The organism is Flavobacterium profundi, from assembly GCF_006491645.1.
Classification (GTDB): domain Bacteria; phylum Bacteroidota; class Bacteroidia; order Flavobacteriales; family Flavobacteriaceae; genus Flavobacterium; species Flavobacterium profundi.
Genome location: NZ_VDCZ01000002.1, coordinates 137384 through 158264, shown reverse-complemented (window position 1 = coordinate 158264; position 20881 = coordinate 137384). Strand labels below are relative to the sequence as shown.

General features: G+C 30.8%; 23 protein-coding genes. 17 read left to right on the top strand and 6 right to left on the bottom strand.

The window, feature by feature from the left end:
• Window positions 1-13: 13 nt before the first annotated feature.
• The gene (locus FHG05_RS03535) at window positions 14-985 is read right to left on the bottom strand and encodes an alpha/beta hydrolase family protein (protein ID WP_181369139.1); all 972 of its coding nucleotides are present in this window, start codon (window positions 983-985) and stop codon (window positions 14-16) included.
• Between the two features lie 253 nt (window positions 986-1238).
• Between FHG05_RS03535 and FHG05_RS03530 the strand changes: the two genes are divergently transcribed.
• From FHG05_RS03530 to FHG05_RS03505, 6 genes are all read left to right on the top strand, one after another.
• A complete protein-coding gene (locus FHG05_RS03530) occupies window positions 1239-2819 on the top strand; it encodes an FMN-binding glutamate synthase family protein (protein ID WP_140996635.1) in 1581 nt (526 codons plus the stop codon).
• Between the two features lie 133 nt (window positions 2820-2952).
• Complete coding sequence (locus FHG05_RS03525) at window positions 2953-3852, top strand: DnaJ C-terminal domain-containing protein (protein ID WP_140996634.1); 900 nt, start codon at window positions 2953-2955, stop codon at window positions 3850-3852.
• Between the two features lie 5 nt (window positions 3853-3857).
• Window positions 3858-4148 (top strand): chaperone modulator CbpM, encoded by a 291-nt coding sequence (locus FHG05_RS03520; RefSeq protein ID WP_140996633.1) that lies wholly within the window; start codon window positions 3858-3860, stop codon window positions 4146-4148.
• Between the two features lie 147 nt (window positions 4149-4295).
• Window positions 4296-4622 (top strand): ArsR/SmtB family transcription factor, encoded by a 327-nt coding sequence (locus tag FHG05_RS03515; RefSeq protein WP_140996632.1) that lies wholly within the window; start codon window positions 4296-4298, stop codon window positions 4620-4622.
• Between the two features lie 5 nt (window positions 4623-4627).
• Window positions 4628-5131 (top strand): SRPBCC family protein, encoded by a 504-nt coding sequence (locus tag FHG05_RS03510; RefSeq protein WP_140996631.1) that lies wholly within the window; start codon window positions 4628-4630, stop codon window positions 5129-5131.
• Between the two features lie 3 nt (window positions 5132-5134).
• Window positions 5135-5830, top strand: a complete 696-nt coding sequence (locus FHG05_RS03505) for an SH3 domain-containing protein (RefSeq protein ID WP_140996630.1) — start codon at window positions 5135-5137, stop codon at window positions 5828-5830.
• A 3-nt stretch (window positions 5831-5833) separates the two neighbouring features.
• On the opposite strand, the gene FHG05_RS03500 is transcribed toward FHG05_RS03505, so the two are convergent.
• Both FHG05_RS03500 and FHG05_RS03495 read right to left on the bottom strand, forming a co-directional pair.
• Window positions 5834-6082, bottom strand: coding sequence for a helix-turn-helix domain-containing protein (locus tag FHG05_RS03500; protein WP_140996629.1), 249 nt, complete (start codon window positions 6080-6082; stop codon window positions 5834-5836).
• 197 nt (window positions 6083-6279) lie between these two features.
• Window positions 6280-6921: a DUF6266 family protein gene (locus tag FHG05_RS03495; protein ID WP_140996628.1), complete on the bottom strand. Its 642-nt coding sequence runs from the start codon at window positions 6919-6921 to the stop codon at window positions 6280-6282.
• Between the two features lie 611 nt (window positions 6922-7532).
• Between FHG05_RS03495 and FHG05_RS03490 the strand changes: the two genes are divergently transcribed.
• Genes FHG05_RS03490 through FHG05_RS03480 form a run of 3 tightly spaced genes read left to right on the top strand, consistent with a single transcriptional unit; the run spans window position 7533 to window position 11338 of the window.
• Window positions 7533-9317, top strand: a complete 1785-nt coding sequence (locus FHG05_RS03490; protein WP_140996627.1) for a DUF6119 family protein — start codon at window positions 7533-7535, stop codon at window positions 9315-9317.
• Window positions 9318-10445: a putative phage abortive infection protein gene (locus FHG05_RS03485; protein WP_140996626.1), complete on the top strand. Its 1128-nt coding sequence runs from the start codon at window positions 9318-9320 to the stop codon at window positions 10443-10445.
• 17 nt (window positions 10446-10462) lie between these two features.
• The gene (locus FHG05_RS03480; protein ID WP_140996625.1) at window positions 10463-11338 is read left to right on the top strand and encodes a phospholipase D family protein; all 876 of its coding nucleotides are present in this window, start codon (window positions 10463-10465) and stop codon (window positions 11336-11338) included.
• 102 nt (window positions 11339-11440) lie between these two features.
• On the opposite strand, the gene FHG05_RS03475 is transcribed toward FHG05_RS03480, so the two are convergent.
• Window positions 11441-12313, bottom strand: a complete 873-nt coding sequence (locus tag FHG05_RS03475; RefSeq protein ID WP_140996624.1) for an SDR family oxidoreductase — start codon at window positions 12311-12313, stop codon at window positions 11441-11443.
• A gap of 111 nt (window positions 12314-12424) precedes the next feature.
• Between FHG05_RS03475 and FHG05_RS03470 the strand changes: the two genes are divergently transcribed.
• The 5 genes from FHG05_RS03470 (at window position 12425) to FHG05_RS03450 (ending at window position 15627) form a co-directional block, all read left to right on the top strand.
• A complete protein-coding gene (locus FHG05_RS03470) occupies window positions 12425-12763 on the top strand; it encodes a winged helix-turn-helix transcriptional regulator (RefSeq protein WP_140996623.1) in 339 nt (112 codons plus the stop codon).
• Window positions 12764-13043: 280 nt separating this feature from the next.
• Window positions 13044-13496 carry a hypothetical protein gene (locus FHG05_RS03465; RefSeq protein ID WP_140996622.1) on the top strand — a complete coding sequence of 151 codons (453 nt, stop codon included), beginning with the start codon at window positions 13044-13046 and terminating at the stop codon, window positions 13494-13496.
• 131 nt (window positions 13497-13627) lie between these two features.
• Window positions 13628-14227 carry a hypothetical protein gene (locus FHG05_RS03460; protein WP_140996621.1) on the top strand — a complete coding sequence of 200 codons (600 nt, stop codon included), beginning with the start codon at window positions 13628-13630 and terminating at the stop codon, window positions 14225-14227.
• A gap of 23 nt (window positions 14228-14250) precedes the next feature.
• Entirely contained in the window at window positions 14251-15168 is a 918-nt protein-coding gene (locus FHG05_RS03455; RefSeq protein WP_140996620.1) for an alpha/beta hydrolase, read from the top strand.
• An 81-nt stretch (window positions 15169-15249) separates the two neighbouring features.
• A complete protein-coding gene (locus FHG05_RS03450) occupies window positions 15250-15627 on the top strand; it encodes a VOC family protein (protein ID WP_140996619.1) in 378 nt (125 codons plus the stop codon).
• 150 nt (window positions 15628-15777) lie between these two features.
• Here the strand turns inward: FHG05_RS03450 and FHG05_RS03445 are convergent, their stop codons facing one another.
• The gene (locus FHG05_RS03445; protein WP_181369138.1) at window positions 15778-16179 is read right to left on the bottom strand and encodes a DM13 domain-containing protein; all 402 of its coding nucleotides are present in this window, start codon (window positions 16177-16179) and stop codon (window positions 15778-15780) included.
• A gap of 147 nt (window positions 16180-16326) precedes the next feature.
• A complete protein-coding gene (locus FHG05_RS03440; protein ID WP_140996617.1) occupies window positions 16327-16746 on the bottom strand; it encodes a hypothetical protein in 420 nt (139 codons plus the stop codon).
• Between the two features lie 259 nt (window positions 16747-17005).
• Between FHG05_RS03440 and FHG05_RS03435 the strand changes: the two genes are divergently transcribed.
• The 3 genes from FHG05_RS03435 to FHG05_RS03425 are packed head-to-tail and all read left to right on the top strand — an operon-like array spanning window position 17006 to window position 20880.
• Complete coding sequence (locus tag FHG05_RS03435) at window positions 17006-17611, top strand: flavin reductase family protein (RefSeq protein ID WP_140996616.1); 606 nt, start codon at window positions 17006-17008, stop codon at window positions 17609-17611.
• A 54-nt stretch (window positions 17612-17665) separates the two neighbouring features.
• On the top strand, window positions 17666-19981 hold the full coding sequence (locus FHG05_RS03430; RefSeq protein WP_140996615.1) for an oxidoreductase: 2316 nt from the start codon (window positions 17666-17668) through the stop codon (window positions 19979-19981).
• Complete coding sequence (locus FHG05_RS03425) at window positions 19978-20880, top strand: alpha/beta fold hydrolase (RefSeq protein WP_140996614.1); 903 nt, start codon at window positions 19978-19980, stop codon at window positions 20878-20880. Before FHG05_RS03430 ends, FHG05_RS03425 begins: the two co-directional genes overlap by 4 nt.
• Window position 20881 lies beyond the last annotated feature (1 nt).

Genomic DNA, 20881 nt, shown 5'->3' with positions numbered 1-20881 from the left:
AAGCCTTTTTATGTTAATCTCCATGATATTCCATATTGGGTAAATTGGCATTCCCTTTTAAATATTTATCAAACCAATTTAAAACAGCCTCGTTCACTTCTTCTCTAAACTCATTAATTCCATGATCAGCTCCTTCAAAGATAATAAGACGATAAGGAATACGATATTCAGTAAAAGCTAAGGCCATTCGTAAGCTTTGTTCCGGTTTTACACGCCAATCCGAATTTCCATGAAGTAATAAAATAGGCACTTTTCTTGGAAATTGATCAACCCATTGTATAGCCGAACGCTTTTTTATTTCTTCGGCTTCATTTCCTTTATAATTTGGAACTAATTCAGCAAGTAATTGGCTTTCCATTTCGGGTCTATCTTTAATAGCCTCTTCCATATCTGCTAAAGCACCTCCTACAACAGCTGCTTTAATTGTATTGGTTTTGGTTAATGCTCTATATGTCATCATACCGCCTCTACTCCAACCATACATTCCTATTTTAGAAGTATCGGCAACTTTTTCTTCTGCTAAAACGGGAATTAATTGTAGCACATCGTTTACATCTCTACCTCCAAATTCTTCTCTTCCTTCTCCTCCAGCATTCCCTCGATACTGACTCGCAATAACGGCATATCCTTCATTGGCTAGCTTCCCTAAATGCAAAGCTGCCATCATATTTAAGGCACCAAAATCTTGATTTCCACCTCTATTAAAAATGATACAAGGTACTTTTGATGTTGTTTTTGGAGTAATCAATAACCCATTAACCTTTAACCCATCACTTAGGTATTGGATGTTGTAGATAGTAATACTATCTAGATATTGATACTTCTTTTTCCAAACTGTTTTTCCATTGTCTTTTTCGGTTAATCTAGAATAAACAGGCAATTTTGAAAAATCAGTAAAGGCTTCTTTTTTAAGTAAAACTTGTTTGTCTTGTGCATAGCAACTTGCAAATGCTAAGACTATGGCTACGATTTTTAAATACTTCATGATGTTTGATTTTTTTGATTGATACTTATAGGACATTAAAAAATAGAGAATGTTACATCTTTTCAATACCAATCATTGGTTTAATATGAATTAAATTTCAAAAATAATAGCATGCAACAAATTAAAAATCATTATTTATAAGTATTTTACTCTGAATTGTTTAACTCATTTTTAGTAAAAAAATAACCTTTACACCTGCTAAAACAATCAAAAAAACTTACTTTTGAACTACTACTATAAAAGACCAGACCACATGAGAAAAGCTTTCCTTGTTATCAGTTTTACGGTTTTAGCTATTACGGCTATTTTAATCTATATAGACTGGAAATTCAGTTTACTACTGGCTATTTTTATTCCTTTAATCCTTATGGGGTTGTACGATATGTATCAGTCGAAACATACGATAAAACGTAATTTTCCATTGTTAGGTAGGATGCGTTATTTATTGGAAGATTTAGGGCCGGAAATGCGTCAGTATTTTATAGAAACGGATACTGAAGGAAAACCTTTTAACCGCTTGCAACGCAGTATGGTGTATTCTAGAAGTAAAAAAGAAACAGATGCAAAACCATTTGGAACCCAATTGAATACGTATTCTGAAGGGTATGAATGGATCAATCATAGTATCAATGCCATTCCTTTTGAATTGTTAAATCATAATCCGAGAGTAAAAATTGGTTCTTCACAATGTAGCCAACCTTATTTTGCGAGTATCTTCAATATTAGTGCGATGAGTTATGGTAGTTTAAGTAAAAATGCCATTTTAGCTTTAAATCATGGTGCTAAAGAAGGTGGTTTTTATCATAATACAGGTGAAGGAGGCCTTTCTCCTTATCATCTAGAAGGTGGTGATGTCGTTTGGAACATTGGTACGGGTTATTTTAGTTGTAGAAATGCCGATGGTACTTTTAATGTAGATCAATTTGAAAAGAGAGCTACTTTGGAACAAGTAAAGATGATAGAAATCAAATTTTCTCAAGGTGCTAAACCAGGACATGGAGGTATTTTACCAAAAGAAAAAGTGACCGATGAGATTGCTTCTATTCGTTTGGTGGATAAAGGCCATGATATTATTTCTCCACCTTCACATTCGGCATTCAAAACACCGCTTCAATTAATGGAGTTTATGCAATTATTGAGAGAAAAATCAGGTGGAAAACCCATAGGAATGAAAATTTGTATCGGTAATAAATCGGAATTTATAGCAATTTGTAAAGCAATGGTACATACTAAGACCTATTTTGATTTCATTACCGTAGATGGTGGTGAAGGTGGTACTGGTGCTGCACCTCCTGAATATTCGGATCATGTAGGAATGCCACTTCGTGATGCATTGGCTTTTGTTTACGATTGCTTAAATGGTTTCGGTATCAAACACGAAATTAAAATTATTGCTAGTGGTAAGGTTATTTCGGGATTTGATATTATTCGTAATTTGTCAATTGGTGCCGATTTATGCAATTCTGCTCGCGGAATGATGTTTGCTCTAGGGTGTATTCAGGCTTTAGAATGTCACGCAAATACGTGTCCCACAGGTGTAGCCACTCAAGACCCTAGATTAACCAAAGGTTTAGTTCCTGAAGAAAAGAGCGTTCGTGTAGCGCGCTATCAAAAAGAAACGGTAAAAAGTGCAGTAGATTTAATGGCTTCTGCAGGAATTGCGCATCCAGATGATGTAACTCGAGATTGTGTTACCACTCGAATAGATAGCAATAAAGTGGCTACTTTTTCTCAACTATATCCTGAAATAGTAAAAGGACGTCTTTTGGATGAAAATAATATCCCTGAGGAATTTGACTATTTTTGGAAAAAAGCTACAGTAGAACATTTTTAATAGCCGTATAAAAATAACTACATCTTATAATTTTATAAAATTCCTGATAGATATCATAAAATTGATATTCCAATTATTTGTAAATTTACGTATCAAACAACATACATAAACTAACAAATTATAAAGGATTTTTATGGAATTTATAGATTACTACAAAATTCTAGAAATAGATAAAAATGCTTCTACTGAAGCTATTAAAAAAGCCTACCGCAAACTCGCTCGCAAATGGCATCCTGATGTAAATCCTAACGATGCCAATGCCAAAATTAAATTTCAACAAATTAATGAGGCCAATGAAGTACTGAGTAATCCTGAAAAACGTAAAAAATACGACAAATACGGCAAGGATTGGGAACATGGAGAAGAATATGAAAAGTACCAGCAACAGCAAAGACAACAACAGCATTATTCCAATGACTCAGGACATCGCACTACTGCAGATTTTGGAGGTGAAGATTTCTCCGATTTTTTCTCTTCTATGTTTGGAAGACAATCCAGTAGCTCAGGAAGAAGTAGCGCTCAATTTAGAGGACAAGATTTTAATGCTTCCCTTCAACTCGATATAAAACAAGCCGCTACCACGCACAAACAAACTTTTAATGTAAATGGAAATAGTATTCGGATTACCATTCCTGCTGGTATTGAAGACGGTCAAACCATAAAAATAAAAGGCTATGGTGGTGAAGGCATAAATAAGGGGCCGAAAGGTGATTTGTATATTACTTTTTCCATTACCAATGATACGCCGTTTAAAAGAGATGGAGCTGATTTGTATTTGAATCACGATTTAAATTTATACACTGCCGTTTTAGGTGGTGAAACTACAATTACCGATTTCAATGGTACACAATTGAAATTAAAGGTTACTCCAGGCACTCAAAACGGAACTAAAGTACGTTTAAAAGGAAAAGGATTTCCAATGTACAAACAAGAAGGCAATTTTGGTGATTTATATGTGACCTACGCTATTGCCATTCCTACCAAACTTTCGGATAAAGAAAGAGAATTATTTGAACAATTAGCAAAACAATAAACCACATGGATACGCAAGACTTAATTATTATAGACCTATTTTGTGAAGAATGCCAAATTGAAACTCATTTCATAGAGGAATTAGAAGATTTTGGATTGATACATACAATTGTTTACAACAATACAAAATACCTTCATCGAGAAGAATTGGTACACGTGGAAAAAATTATTCGCATGCATAATGATTTAAATATCAATAAGGAAGGTATAGCCGTTATTTTAGACTTATTGCATAAGATGAACCAACTCACCTCTGAAGTAAAACTATTAAAAACACGCTTAGGTCTTTACGAATAAAATTTGTTTTTTATAGAAACTATTTAGTGTTGAGGGCATCCCTACTCCTTTTTTAAAATTAAAAAAAATAGTAAAAAAACTTGTGAAACCAAATAGTTGCACTTATATTTGCAACCAATTAGTTTCACTATTAAACAATGCCTTTTTATGAGACGTGATGTTTTTCAAGCGATTGCCGACCCCACGCGTAGAGCTATTATTTCTTTAATCGCCGTGAATGCGATGACTCCTAATGCTATTGCCGATCATTTTGAAGCCACGCGTCAAGCAGTTTCAAAGCATTTGCGTATTTTGAGTGAGTGTGATTTGGTTACCCAAGAACAAAAAGGGAGAGAAATTTACTATTCCTTACAAATTGAAAAAATGAAAGAAATTGACCAATGGCTCGCGCAATATCGGAAAATTTGGGAAACGCGTTTTAACCAATTGGATCAAGTTTTAGAACAATTAAAAAAGACCAATCCACAAAAATAACAACTATGAAAACGCATTTAGTATTTGATTTTACAATCAATAAAGAGGATCATACGGTACTAGTAAAAAGAGAATTTAATGCCAATCTTTCTCATACTTGGGATGCTTGGACAAAACCTGAAATTTTAGACCAATGGTGGGCACCAAAACCCTATCAAACGATTACAAAATCGATGGATTTTAGAGAAGGTGGTACTTGGTTATACGCTATGAAAAGTCCTGAAAATGAATACCACTGGTGTAAAAATGACTATTTACAAATTGAACCTTTGCATAGTTATACTGGTTTAGACGCATTTTGTGACGAAGAAGGTACTACTTCTACCGAAATGCCTCGCACCAAATGGACCAATACTTTTACAGAAAATACCAACAAGAATACTACTCTAGTAAGCATCGTAGCGCAATATGAAAGTTTGGAAGATTTAGAAAAAATAATCGCAATGGGCTTTAAAGAAGGCTTTACAATGGCACTTTCTAATTTAGATGATTATTTTGAAAATAACTAAAAAATGAAAAAAATATATTTACTTGTATTCTCATTCGCTATTTCTTTATGTCATTCTCAAGACTTTGAATTTGCAATCATAAAAGATACTGATGGTTATGTGAATGTGCGCAGTTCTAAAGAAATTTCCAACAATATTATAGATAAAGTTACCAATGGTACTGTCGTTAGTCATTTTGGTCCAGAAGGAAATTGGGTCGATATCACTTATAATAAAAACAATCAAACTTTTAATGGTTATGTTTACTACAATAGAGTTGTAAATTTATCATCTCTTCCGAGTATTCCACAAAGAATTATAGACAATGACCGAATCATTTTATCCAAAGGTACCCTTTCTATAGAATTAACTACATCACCTTTTGTTAAAAGTAACCATAGTTATACCTATTATAAAGATAATCCAAGTCAAATTGAAAAAATTGATGGTAAAGAATCTTTTGGTACGGATGGTAATTTACCAAAACTTGCATATAAAAGTATTAGCATAACGATAGACGGTGTTACAACAAAAGTTCCATATAATGGTATCTCAAATTTATACGAACCTAATCTAACAACTACAAGAGTTTATCATGACGAAACGAATCAATCGTTATATATAGAAACCATGAACAGTGATGGTGCTGGAAGTTATGCTTTGGTTTGGGTAATAGAAAAAGGGATTTACAAAGATAGGTTTATTGCAATCCCTTTTTAAAATTTAGGCTTCTATTTTCTTCATTAAATACTGATTGAAAAAGCTCTTAGGATAATGGTACCTGCCTCCTATTTTAGTATGTGGAATGGCATTGTTTTTTCGCAATCGGTATAATTTACTTTCGCTAAAATTAAACCGTTGCTTAATATCTGCACTGTCTAACCATTCTTCTTCTTTTACTGGTAATAGCTCTAAAATTAAAGTTTTAAGATAAGAAACTTCTTTCTTTAAGTGATCAATTTGTTTTTTCATTTTTGTTTGTTTATTGAACTAGAATTACATCCAAAACCATTCCATAATTCAGTAAAAACATGTTAAAAATATGATAATTTACAGTTTTTAATATTTCATATTTGAAATTAATTTTGTATAAGTCCTACTATTATAAAAAAAGTGCAATACCTTGATATTGCACTTTTAAATTATTCTTTTTTTAGTTTATAAATAAATTAACTTACAAGTACGTTTCCTAAATAGGTACTTGTGGCGTACTTTTTTTCATCTACCGAAGCAAACAAACCCCACACTTCTACTGTCGTACCGCTGAATGTGGGTGGCAATACTAAAGAACCTGTAGTGGTATTTCTATTTGCTACAGATAAAGAATACACCCATTGTTTGCTTAAAGGTTCATAAACCGCTACGACTAATGCATCCGTTGCTTGAGCTTCCCCTTGCCCTGAATTATCATTCCAACTAAAAGTAAGAGTATTGGCAATAGACGAAGCAACTGTACCGCCTTCTATACCTGGTAAATAGCCTTTGGATACTTGTACCTTATTGTAGGCAAAAGTATACTCTGGATCAGCATACTGCACTACTTCTTTCATATGATAAGACATGGCACGATTAATCCTTGATTTTTCTCCTTGATTATTACCGTAATAACGACTAATAATAGGATGAATTGGGTTTAAAAAAGAGATAACAGCCGTAAATTTCATACGGTGCAACGCTTGTTCTGGTGTTGCTATTCTGTTACTCTTTTTAGGTAAACTACGTAAAATTTCTTTACCTCTCCAGCTTGCGCCTACCACTGGACCTACTTTTCCTGAGAAGGCACCAATAATGCCTTTGTTGTATGTTCCCATAATTTTAATTTTTTAAATTTTTCTAATTGTTTTTTTGTGTTTCTAAAGTATAATGCAATCAGTAACTTAATGGTATGATCCTAATCGTACTACACTTTATATTTTCCTTAGCTAAGTATAAGGATAGATTCAACAACTTTGCCAAAAACATAAAAAAATGAGGCTGTGACTGGTTTTGAATGGTTTTGACGGGTTTTGACCTGTTTTGATGTATACTGACGTATTTAAAGGGCCTTTTTAAGGGTTTTGTTCGGATGTTGTTCGGAAAAGCTTCGGTAAAGTAGCATGAAACCTATACATTTTCGCTACAAACACTTTACAAAACGCGTTTGAAACTGCAAAGTACCAAGAAAAAAGGATGCAATTGTTAGGGATTTGTTATTGTAAAATTCAAAAACAAGATGAACTGTAGCAGATAACAGATAAAAAGGGATATATATTGAAAAAGCATATAAAATTAGAAACTAAAATTATGGTTAACCATAAAATCAGACTCATATCAAGTTTTAATTTTGGAAAAAAAACGGATTAAAATGTTAAAATTTTAACATTTGAGAAGTTTTATATATATTTTTAATATTAAACAAATTAAATTGTTGCAAAATTTATATATGAATGATATTTTTTTTGAAAATCCAGAATACGATATTAAAATTTATAGAATTGATAAAACTCACTTTGAATTTAAAAAAAATGAATTAGTGAATAACAATGATATAATAAATCATATTGTAAATAAGCATAAAGAAAAAGTTAACGAAGTTGAAGAAAGTTATAGATTACATCCAATAATAATTAATAATATTGAGTATTTTACTTATTCTTATACAGAAGAAAAAGAATCCTATTGGAAAGATTTTATACCCGAGTCATTATCTAAACTACATGACTTTTCAGTTAAACAAATTTCATTTGTTTTATTTGCTTGTGCAGAAAATAATATTTATGCAATTGTTGGTGGTGGTGGAAGTAGAGTTATTATCAGGTATCAAGATCAAAGATTTGGTTTAGATTTTTTTGAATACATTACTGATTTAGATGAAGAAGTATTATCGATTGAATTTAGAGGTATTTCAGGTAAACTATCTAAACGTAAAGATATTTTTAAGGACGGATTAAAACTAATTGATGTTCTTAATTTTACCAATATTCCATCAAAAATAAATTTAAAATTAAAAAAAGAAATTAAAGATAGTGTGTTTCCATTTATAGATTTTGGTGATAGAACTACTATTCTTGAAATCGGATCTTATTTTAATATAAAACATAAAATCAATTTTAATGAATTACATAGTATTTTCTTAACCTTAAACGAAATATCTAAAAGTAATTATAAAAAGCAGTTAACTTCATTTGTTGAAATAAAAGATAAAACTATAATTAAAGATGTTTACAAAAAAGAGTTAATATTTGTTTTATTCAATTATATGAATGAATTATTTTCTCCAAGTCGTTCTGATTTTCCTAAACACCCAGAGATTGAATTTGTTCATCCATCAAATATTCAAGATTTTTATGAAAGTGATATGTTTATTTTTAAACTTAAAGATAATAATAAAAAATTTGAGTTTAGAGATAAAGAAAAACTATTATATCAAGGCTTAAAAATTATATATGAGAACTATGAGAACCTTGATTTAATGGAATTTAGAAGAATAATTAGTGGTCTATGGATTTATGGTTTAAGAAAAAATAAAATTTTAACAAGAGGTGTGTTTTTAGATCATATAATTTGCGAACTGAATATTGAAAACAGGCCAATCTTTCAAATTGACACAAGATGGTTTAAAGTTGAAGATAATTTTACTAACTCTATTAATGAACTTTGCAACAGAATGATTGAATTCAATTATTTAGACCAAAATATTCTTACAGAAAAATGGAATTTTGATTTAAATGAAGATGAAGACTCCTACAATAGAAAATATCATCTAAAAGATAATTATTGGGTTTTTGACAAATCTTTAGGTCAAAATATTGAATTATGTGATATTCTCTATGAAAGTAATAATGTATTATATTTTGTGCATGTTAAAAAAGGTTTTGATGGGAAAATTAGAGATTTAAGTAATCAAATTCAAGTTTCTGCAGCAAGATTTAATAATGATGTAAGTTCCGGTGGTTTAAAATTCGTTAATGAAGTAATTAACTCATATAATAGAAAAAAGGAAAACTCAGATAAAATTATAGATAAAGATATATTTATAAATAAGTTGACAAATAAAAATAAAAGGTTTGAATTTGTTATGGCTTTTAAATCAGATTCAAAAAAAATACCTGCAATTAAAGGAAATGTTCATCTAGTAAAATCGAATATTGCTAAATATTCATTAATTCAATGTGTAAGAGAAATGAATATGCTTTCATTTCCAATTAAAATAGTTGAAATTCCATAAATGAAATTAGTAGAAAATATATTATCGTTAATTGCAGTTATATCATTTGGTTCTGCTATATATCTTATTTTTATGAACGCAACTAGCAATAAAACCAAATATAGTAAAATTATTATTGTATCATTAATCCTCTTAGCTTTATCACTTGTGATTTTAGTATTTACAATTGATTATTTAGGAGATGTATATAACAAACCTCAAGCATTCAAAAAAGATTTTAAAGAAATTGGAGCTTATGGTGATTTTTTTGGAGGTATTTTAAATCCAATATTAGCGTTTATTGGTATAATAGCTGCTTCTTTAGCTTTTTACATGCAATATGAAGCAAATCGTCAAGTTCAATTACAATTTGAAGAACAAAAAGATGGGGATTATATTCAAAATTTTGAGAATAATTTTTACAAATTGTTATCTATTCATCATCAAATTATTCAAGATATGGATTTTTATTTAAATTCAATTTATAAAATAAAAGGTGCAGATTATAGTTATTTATTTAGTAAGAATGATTTTATTTTTAGGAATGAAGAAAAAATAACTAAATCTAGAGATGTTTTTAAAAACTCTTTTAGATTGCTACATCTTTTTTTATTGATTGAAGTTAGAAGGACTTCTAAAAAAAACAAAAAAAATGTTGAAATTTATAATAATATAAAGAAATTTCCTACAATTAAAATAATGAATAAAAAACAAGAAATTAATACCTCTTTTAATTACATTTATAATCTATTCTATAAAAAATACGATACAGATTATGGTCATTATTATCGTAATCTATATAGATTAATTAAAATCGTCGATGAAAAAAAATTTAGTAATAATATTATTGAGGACTATAAAATTAAATATTCCTATACTTCAATAATTAGAGCTCAATTGTCAGATGCAGAAATTAATTGGTTATTTTTAAATTGTTTATCTGATAAAGGTTATAAAAAATTTAAACCATTAGTTGAAAAATACAGTTTATTAAAAATTATTAACTTAAATGATGAAGTTTTTAATTTTTTTTCAAAATTCTATTTAGATTCTGCATTTAATAATCCTACCTCAAATAGTTTTATAAAAATACATTTAGAAACAGATTTTTATAATAATGATGTTTTTATACCTTTTTATAATTTGTAAAATAAAGATGTAATTCAATGTCACAATTTTTAACAGGAAAAGCTTTAGATGATAAGCTTACAAGCATTATATGGGAAGCCAAAAAAGAATTAATTATACTTTCTCCTTTTATTAGATTAGATGCCTACAGTAAAGAAATGTTTAAAAATTATACCAATAATCCCAGTTTAGAGCTCATTATTGTTTTTGGAAAAAATGAAACAGATACTAAAAAAAGTTTGCCTCCTGAGGATTTAGATTTTTTTAAACAGTTTCACAATGTAGTCATCATTTACTGTGCAAATTTGCATGCTAAATTTTATGCGAATGAAAATGAAGGTTTAGTCACTTCATTAAATTTATTAGGTAAATCTATGACAGGTAATGTTGAATATGGTATTGCTTTTTCAAATGGTACACTTAATATGGATAAATTGTATAAAGAAACCTATGATTATACAAATAAAGTGATTCAAAATAATCCATGCATTTTTGTTAAGAGACCAGTTTATATTAAAACTAATTTAGGCCTTTCAAAAAAATTCATATCTTCAAAAATTATCTATGACAAAACCAATGATTTATACCAAAATAAAAATATAAAAGAACTTTACTATGATGATTTTGAATATGAAATATTTGATTCTGATGTTAAAATGTCTAGAGAGGAATTTGATAACAATAAATTTAGTAATAATACATTTACATCCAAAATTTCACATCAAAAAGGCTTTTGTATAAGATGTGAAGCTCCAGTAATATATAGTACTGATCGTCCTTATTGTAAAAGTTGTTTTAGTAGTTGGAATGAATGGCAAAATTATGACTATAAAGAAAATGTATGTCATTGCTGTGGTAAACCTGAAAAAACTACTATTTTAAAACCTGAATGTTATTCTTGTTTCAAGAAATAAATAATATGATTAAACTTTAAAATAAGATTATTTTAAAAACTAAGAACTAAGCATGGGTACACCCATACTTAGTTCAACTTGTATAAAAGAATTAAATTAAAATTAAGAAGCGTATGTTTTTTCTAAAAAGCTTCGAACCGATACGGGTTTTCTTTGTAGTATATTTTCTAAATCGGTACTCACTTTTTCTAGTTCTCCTTCTGCCTGACCTACCGCAAAGCTTGTGAACACTCCAACAGCTTCATCTGGTAAACCAAATCCTTTTAAAGTGGTTTGATATTCTGTTGCAGAGGGTGAAACGTAAACAATATTTTTACCCGAAGTTTCAGAAATAATTTTTGCTATTTCGCTATAGGACAATGCTTCATTGTTGGTAAAATCATATTCTTTATTTTCATGTCCTTTCGAACTCAAAATAGTAGCTGCTGCTTCTGCCATTTCACTACGTAACACCGCACTAATGGTACCGTTTTCAGCAGGTACATAGATGGTTTTATTTTCTAAAACGTGTTCGCCAATAAATCCTGGTAAGAAATCCATATACAAATTGTTTTTTAATATGGTGTACGTAAGACCACTTTCTTTTAAAGCCTTTTCTGTTTCTAGGTGCGAATGCGCTACCACCCAAAGCGGTGAAGATGGCGTTTCATTTTTACGTTGGAAACTAGTGTATACTATATGTTTTACACCCACTTCTTTTGCTGCATTAATTACATTTAGATGTTGTTGCAGACGGTTTTCAATATCATTACCCGATACAAGCAAGAGTTGGTCTACACCTGTAAATGCTTTGGTAAGTGAGTTATAGTCGTCATAACTACCTATTGCGATACCAATGCCTTTTTCGAGTAAGGCAGTAGCAGATGCTTCATTGCGCACTAAGGCTCTAATTTCATGAGGTTGGATTCCTTTTTCTACTAAAAAATTAATAGTTGCGCTTCCAAAATTACCTGTTGCTCCTGTTATTAAAATCATTTTTTTTGTATTTATAAATTATTACTTTACTTTTGTTACACAAAGTAACTAATAAAAGTTTTAAAAAGTAACCAGTTACCTCTTGGTAACTGTAAAAATAGTGGTAACGTAATGGTAACTAAAGAAGAAAAAACAACCCAAAATCCATGTCCGGTAAGTGCTATGGTAGCCTTAATTGGCGGCAAATGGAAACCCATTATATTATATTGTTTGCGTTCAGATACGAGACGATTTGGTGAAATTGCAACCCGAATACCTACTATTTCTAGAAAGGTTCTTACAGATCAGCTTAAAGAGTTGGAACAAGATCAATTAATTATTAGAGAACAATTTAATGAAACTCCACCACGAGTTGAGTATTCGCTATCCGAATTGGGAAAAAGTATGGCACCTGTACTTGCTGCTATGGAAAAATGGGGTACAGAAAATATTTTAAATAAGCACTTGTAAAAAATAGCCTATTGTTTTCTGTTTTTTATACTGTAATTAAAAACCAGATGAATGGTGTTACATATCGGTTCAAAAGAAGTACAAAGGTAAAATCTCTTTTTATTTGCCAATTTTTAATTGTTTATTCCATTTTTTTGTGAAAAATTAGTATGTAAATGTTAAAATTTTAACATTTGTTGCATAATACAATTTTTGAAATTAAATTAATATATAAATTCATCAAAAAAAGAACTTATGTTAATTTTTGAATGAAAGATAATTTTCAAAAAAAAGAAGTATTATGACAAAAAAAATCATTTTATCTCTCTCTGCCTTTTTTTTGGGAATAGTGGCGGCTTTCCTTGTAGAGCGTTATTTAAGAAATAGTATTCAAACCATTTTTGTTTGGTCTACGGCTCATAAAATTCATTTTGTGGGTAAAGATTTTTATTTTTATTTGAATGAACTGTATTATATCTCTTTCGGAATTGTATTTGTTGTTCTTGTTCTTGAAAACTATCAAATTAAATTCAACCAAGCTCTTCTAAATATTAGTGTTAGTCTTCTACTCTTTGGACTGCTTCTTACTGCGGTTTCCGCTTTAGATGCACATTTAAAAATTGCAGCATGTACTGCCTGCAAACACGGTATTCGAAACTTGCATTGGAACGATATCAATTATGGCATCATTATAAGCACTTGTCTTTTAATTGCTATTATTCCTAACGGCGTGGTGTTATTAAGAAAAAATTAATTTTTAAAAACATTGTTTCGTTTAACTAGATATGTTTTATTTTGGTACTATAATTCTAAATTTAAAACGCTACTGTACGCAACCTTTCTTTATTAACCTTAATCTCTAAATAAACTTTTTATATACTAATCATGAAGAATTATTTTCTACTACTTTTCTTTGTGCTAACTTTTTCTTCAGTAAAAGCACAAAATGTAACTGCAAATACATATTATGCCACATCTGAAGTAAATATTGGGAACTATTTTGGACTCGATTGGACGTTGAATTATGTCATTCAAAATACATATTCCATAAAAGTGGGTTATACTAGAAATATAAGAGATCCAAAATCCAAACCAGACGATTACAGTAGAGGATTAGGTTTTTTATCGTTTTCTTATCCTTTTGATTATTTTTCCACTTACAAAGTAGAATTGGGTAAAATTTATAATTTAAATCAAAAAGGAACGATTAGAGCCAACGTAGCTTTAGGAGTAGGATATACTGTAATTGAGGAACCCGAAAACTGGCAGTACATACCTAATAATGCTACAGTTAATTTAGATGAAAATTACACCTATGATTATTATAAATATAATACAATAAGTCTAATAATAAGTCCGAAAATTGAGTTCCCTATTTCTAAATATTTTGGTTTTTCGGTTTCACCTATGGCACAAATTAACAAAGACAGAAGCTATTGTGGCGTTGGTTTAGGAATTATGTTAGGTAAAGTAAGAGAATACTAATCATTTATCCAATTGTAATAATAATGAAAAAAAAGAGAAAAGTTATTCGGTTAAGTCTAATTTCCCTAGTGCTTTTAGGCTTTCTTTTTTTGCATTTTTATGTTCCAAGATTTATTACCGAAATTAAAAATCCACTCATTGAAAGTTTTAAAAGCAAACAACCGCCACAAACTACAGAAAGCTTTAAAAATAGTTCGTTAAATGGAAAGGCATTGCAAATAACTTCTTTTGATGGTACTCCGCTATCCTGTTATTTAACCTATTCCAATGATACGGTTACCAAAGGGACAATTATCTTACTACACGGTATCCGTTCAAGAAAAGAACATTTTGTAGCTTTGAGTAAACGCTTGGCGAATGCGGGTTATAATGCTGTTGCAGTGGATGTAAGAGCACACGGTGAAAGTGGTGGAACACATTGTACTTTTGGTGTAAAAGAGAAAAAAGACATTTCAAAAATAATTGATTATCTCATAACTGAAGAAAAAATTACAACTCCTATAGGCGTATGGGGACAATCACTTGGTGGTGCCATTGGTTTGCAAGCTATGGGTACCGATAAAAGAATAGATTATGGGATTATTGAAAGTACGTTTACCGATTTTGAAACGATTACTCATGATTATTTCCGATTTCATTTGGGCTTTAACTGGAAACCACTCACCCATTATTTAGTGCATCGTGCTGGAAAAATAGCAGATTTTAACCCTGAAGAGGCAAAACCTATTGCCTATTGTGAAAAGATAACCCAACCTATTTTATTAGTTCATGGTAACCAAGATCAAAGAATTCATATTAAATATGCTAAAGAAAACTTTGCAGCCATTCCTAGTTTACAAAAAGAATTCTTAGAAATAGATCAGGCCAACCATTTAAATGTTTGGAAAGTGGGTGGCGATGCGTATTTTGAAAAGGTTATTGGTTTTATTGATAAGAATTAAAATTTTGAAATAATAGCATAAAATCTTGTAACACATTGGTTTTTAAATTTTAACTATCTTAGTAAAAATTTAGAACAAATAATGAAAAACAAAATTCTGGGGCTTCGCACTGTCATTTATAAGATAAGTCCTGCGAGATTACAAGATGCCAAAGCATGGTATAGTAAAGTATTTCAAACACAACCCTATTTTGACGAACCCTATTACATTGGTTTCAATATTGGGGGTTACGAATTAGGTTTACAACCAGAAGAACTTACGTCTTCAAAAGTTCCCAATGTAAGTTGCTTTTGGGGTGTGGAAAATATAGAAGAATCCTATCATTTCTTTATTACAAATGGTGCTACTGCTGATGAAGCTCCACAAAATGTGGGTGGCGATATTATGGTGGCCACGGTAAAAGATCCATGGGATAATCTTATTGGACTGATTTATAATCCAGAATTTCGTTTACCTTAAATACAACACAAACATGAAAAAATTAATCGCCTTTTTTGTAGCACTTTTTGCTGCTAAGAAAACTAAATTAGGATGCTTTGGAAGCATTATTGTTTTTATTATCGTGTATTATTTAATTAAAAAAGTATTGTAAACTTACATTTATACTATTTAATTTGCAGTTAAAGAGGCTATAGCATACAAGTGATTATAGGTCTCACAATGTATTAAAACATAGGTATATACATTTAAATCCGCTTCTTGTGGAATAGTATAAGTAGTAGCAGTAGTTAAATCTCCTAAACTAATAAAGGTATCTGGAGTATTTGTAGTGGAAAGATATACTTTTAAATCAGGACCTTCTGAAATGCTGAAATTAGTAAGGGTTACATTTCTTTGTGTTCCATTTTTATAGATAGTAACTCCGCCCATTACATTTATACCACTAGTAGGTTCAAAAACACCACTGCTCAAAACTTCAGGCTGTGTCATTTGCTCGTTGCTTATATTCTCTTCTTTAGCACAACTATTTAATAAAACAATAAGTAACAATAGTATTATTTTCTTTAACATAACGATTCGATTTATACTATAAAAATACATCATCATTATGGTATTGATTGTTAGAAAGCTAACATAACCTTCATTTTCAATAAAAAAAGGAAACTAATTGATCTTAGTTTCCTTTTCGCATTGTATGAATTAAAATGGGTATTTGAATTATTCAGACCAATAATGCAATGTTGCGTAAATCCATCCTTCTGGCTCCTCATTCTCTGGAGTTACCTCTACAATAGCTGAAGAAGCACCATCCCAATAGCCATCACGTGCAATAAAACGATACGTTCCTATTGGTAAACTTTCAAATAAACCTGGCTCATAAGGAGAATCATAATAAAAATCACCTGTGTCTAAATTCGTTGCTCCATAACCAGGTAACGTACTCGCTGGAATTTCTTGTCCTGATTGCGTAACTAATTTAATGTATACATCAAAACGTACTTCTGTTGTTCTTGCTGTCGCTTCTTTAGTTTGTAATGCTTTTGAATCTAACTTGTTTGAATCGTTGATTTCTTCTTTATCACAAGAAATAAATAGTACTAAAGCCAAAGCTAAAACAGCTCTTTTTAAATTTTTCATGTTATTAAAATGTTTGTTTGTATTGTTTCAAAATTACAAAAATATCTGAGTAACCTAAAACGACTTATATTAATAAAAGGTTATTTAAAATTAACAACGACTATGTATAGTATTTTACTAAAAAGTGATTGTAAAGGTTCTTGGATGCATTCATCCATACCATTGTGTATCTATCATTTGTAATAATTTTTAGTAATTATTTATTTATTCTTAAAAAAATAGCATAAATTTTATTTAATTTGTAAAAACAACGACACAAATGCAATACAATACCAAAGAAACCGAACCTTCGGTTCTTTATAAACTTTTAACAGGTACTATTATACCCAGACCCATCGGATGGATTTCAACAATTGATGCAAATGGCATTAACAATTTAGCTCCTTTTTCTTATTTTAATATGGTAAGTAGTGATCCTCCTTGTGTTCTATTTTCTACACGAAGAGATAATGACACCAATAAAGATACGTTGAATAATGTGCTAGAAAATAAACAGTTTGTAGTAAATCTGGTTACTGAAAATGTGGTAGAACAAATGAATCTTACTTCAGAAAGTGTAGGAGCTGAAATAGACGAATTTCAATTGGCTAACCTCACGCCTATTGATTCCGTATCTGTCTTACCCAAAAGAGTGAAAGAAAGTTTAGTACATTTTGAATGCGAAATGATACACCATTATTTTATTGATAATGATGCTAAAGGTGGCGCTTGTGTAGTAATTGGTAAAATAATTACGATGCATATCGATGATTCCATTCTTATGGAAAATAATAGAATTAATTTAGAAACCTATACTCCTATTGCGAGATTAGCAGGTTCTAATTATGGAAAACTAGGTGAAATTTTTTCTATAAAGAGAAAATAATAAATATGCATAATATTAAATCATACAATTTTAGAAGCAAATTTTACTCAATAAATGGCTAAGAAATTAAAAATAACAGTTATAGGTGGTGGTCCTGGAGGCTTATATTTTTCAATATTAACCAAAAAAGCAATGCCAGATTGCGAAATTGATGTGTATGAACGAAATAAACCCGATGACAGTTTTGGTTTTGGAGTTGTCTTTTCTGATGAAACTTTAGGCGAATTCTTAAAAAGAGACATGCCTTCCTATGAGTTAATCCGAAGTAAATTTGCGTATTGGGATGATATTATTATTGCAAGAGATGGTCAACAAGTAAGTAGCGCAGGGAACGGATTTTGTGGCTGTTCGAGAAAGACTTTATTGCAATTATTACACTTGCGTTGCGAACAAGAAGGCGTTCGTTTGCATTTTGAATCCAATATAGACAACCTTGAAGCTTTTAAAGATGTTGATGTTATTGTAGCCTGTGATGGTATTAGCAGCACTATCAGAAGTCAGTTTGAGGCTTCTTTTGGTACCCAAATTCAATTGAAGAAAAACAAATTTGTTTGGATGGGATCTACAAAACCTTTAGATGCTTTTACTTATTTTTTCAAAAAAACTCCTATGGGTACGGTTGCAGCACATACCTATCAGTATGAAGAAGGAAAAAGCACTTGGATTTTTGAATGTGCTCCTGAAACTTGGGAAAAATTAGGATTTGACACGTATGATGAAAAAGATACAACTGATAAACTGGAAAACTTATTCAAAGAAGAATTAGAGGGTCATGCTTTGATTACCAATAAATCGCACTGGAGACAATTTCCACACGTTACCAATGCGCGTTGGTACAAAGATAATGTAGTGCTTTTAGGTGATGCCAAAGCTACAGCGCACTATTCTATTGGCTCAGGAACCAAATTAGCTATGGAATGTGCGATTGCATTATCGGATGCTATTGTAGCGCATCCCGAAGCGATTACTACAGCTTTTGAAACCTATGAAAAAACAAGAAGGAATACAGTTGAAATGATTCAATATGCAGCTACTATTTCCCTAGATTGGTTTGAAAATATGGACCGTCATATGCAACACCCTTTTTATCAATTTGCTTTTGGATGCATGACGCGTTCCAAAAAAGTGACATATGAAAACCTTCGTATTCGTGATAAAACATTTACAGATAAAGTCTTACAAGAATTCAATACCAAAAATCAAACTGTCGCATCAAACGGAGTCGAAATACCTGCTGCCTTTACACCTTTTAAATTGCGTGATGTAGTTTTACAAAACCGCATCGCAATGAGTGCTATGGGACAATATTCAGCCATTGATGGTGTAGTTAACGATTGGCATTTCCAACATTACACGTCTCGGGCGTTAGGTGGTTTGGGGTTAATTCTTACCGAAATGACAGCTATTTCAGAAACTGGAAAAATTACTTTAGGTTGTGCAGGTATTTATACTAAAAATCAAGTGCTTGAATGGAAGAGGATAACTAATTTCATTCATCAATATACGAATTGTAAGATAGGCATTCAATTAGGACACTCTGGGAGAAAAGGAGCTACTAAAAAGCCTTGGGAAACAGAAGAATTAAAAGAAAAATGGAATTTGATATCAGCTTCAGCCATTCCGTTTAATGAAAACACACCCGTACCAAAAGAAATGGATAGAAATGATATGGAAGCAATAACCCATCAATTTATCCAAGCGACTAAAAATGCAAATGAGGCAGGTTTTGACATGATTGAGTTACAAGCGCATCATGGTTTTTTATTAGCTTCCTTTTTATCACCTTTAACCAATAAAAGAAAAGACGAATATGGAGGTAGTATTGCAAATCGTGTGCGATTTCCTCTTCATGTTTTTAATAGTATTCGTTCCGCTTTCCCAGAAGAAAAGCCCATTTCTGTTCGTATTTCTGCTTCCGATTGGGCAGAAAATGGAATTAGTGAAGAAGATGTTATTTATATCGCTCAAGCTTTTAAAGAGGCTGGTGCCGATATTATTAACGTTTCCACAGGGAATACAGTTAGTAATCAAAAACCGCAAACGGGAAGAATGTGGCAAACTCCATTTTCGGATACCATTCGAAATACCGTACACATCCCAACTATCACTGCTGGTTATATTCAAGACATCGATCAAATTAATACGATTTTATTAAATGGTAGAGCTGATATAGTCGCTTTAGGCCGACCTTTATTGTTAGACCCTTATTTTGTTAGAAATGCGCAAGCTTATGAAGGGTTTCAAACAAACGATATTCCTAAGTCGTATCAAATGGGAATGTCACATTTATACCCTTTAAAAGAAAGTGAAAGAAAACAAATGGAAAGTATGAAAAAGGTTTTAAAACCAAAGAGTAATAAAAAATCATGATGAAACAACTTCTCGTTTATTTATTATTTTTCCCTTCTTTGATTTTTTCACAAACCAGTGATAATATTCAAAGCAACGATTCTAATCTATATTATCAAATCTTTGGTTCAGGTAAACCTATATTAATAATTAATGGAGGTCCTGGAATGAATTCAGAAGGATTTGGTTATTTGGCAAAGGAATTAGCCAACAGAAACTATCAATGTATTCTTTATGACCAAAGAGGAACAGGAAAATCAACACTCAAAGAGGTAAATGCTAAAACTGTCACTATGGATGCGATGGTGAAAGATATTGAAAATTTGAGACAACATCTTAAAATTGAGAAATGGACGATTTTGGGGCACTCTTTCGGAGGTATTTTAGCCTCCTATTACAGTACCAAACATCCTGAAACTATTGATAAACTCATTTTTTCTTCATCAGGTGGTGTTAGTATGAACTTTACCACCACTATCCAAGAGAGATTAGAAAATAATTTAACTAAGAATCAATTGGATAGCCTTACGTATTATCGAAGAAAAATAGCCAATGGTGACACTTCAGTTGAAACTGCAACTCAAAGAGCTAAATATTTGGCTTATGCATATGTTTACGATAAATCTAAAGCGCCAATTATAGCGGAAAGATTAACACAAGTAAAAATGAATATCAATGCTTTAGTTTTTAATAACTTGGTTGCAATAAAATATAACTGTACCGATTCTTTTACCAATTTTAAACAACCTGTTCTTATTTTACAAGGCAAAAATGATATTATTTCAGTAGAAACAGCTTTAGAAATTGAAACTGCTTTTCCAAATTCTAAACTAGTGCTTATGGAAAATTGTGGTCATTATGGATGGCTTGATGCTTACGAACTCTATTTTAATTCCATTGTTAACTTTTTAAATACTTAAA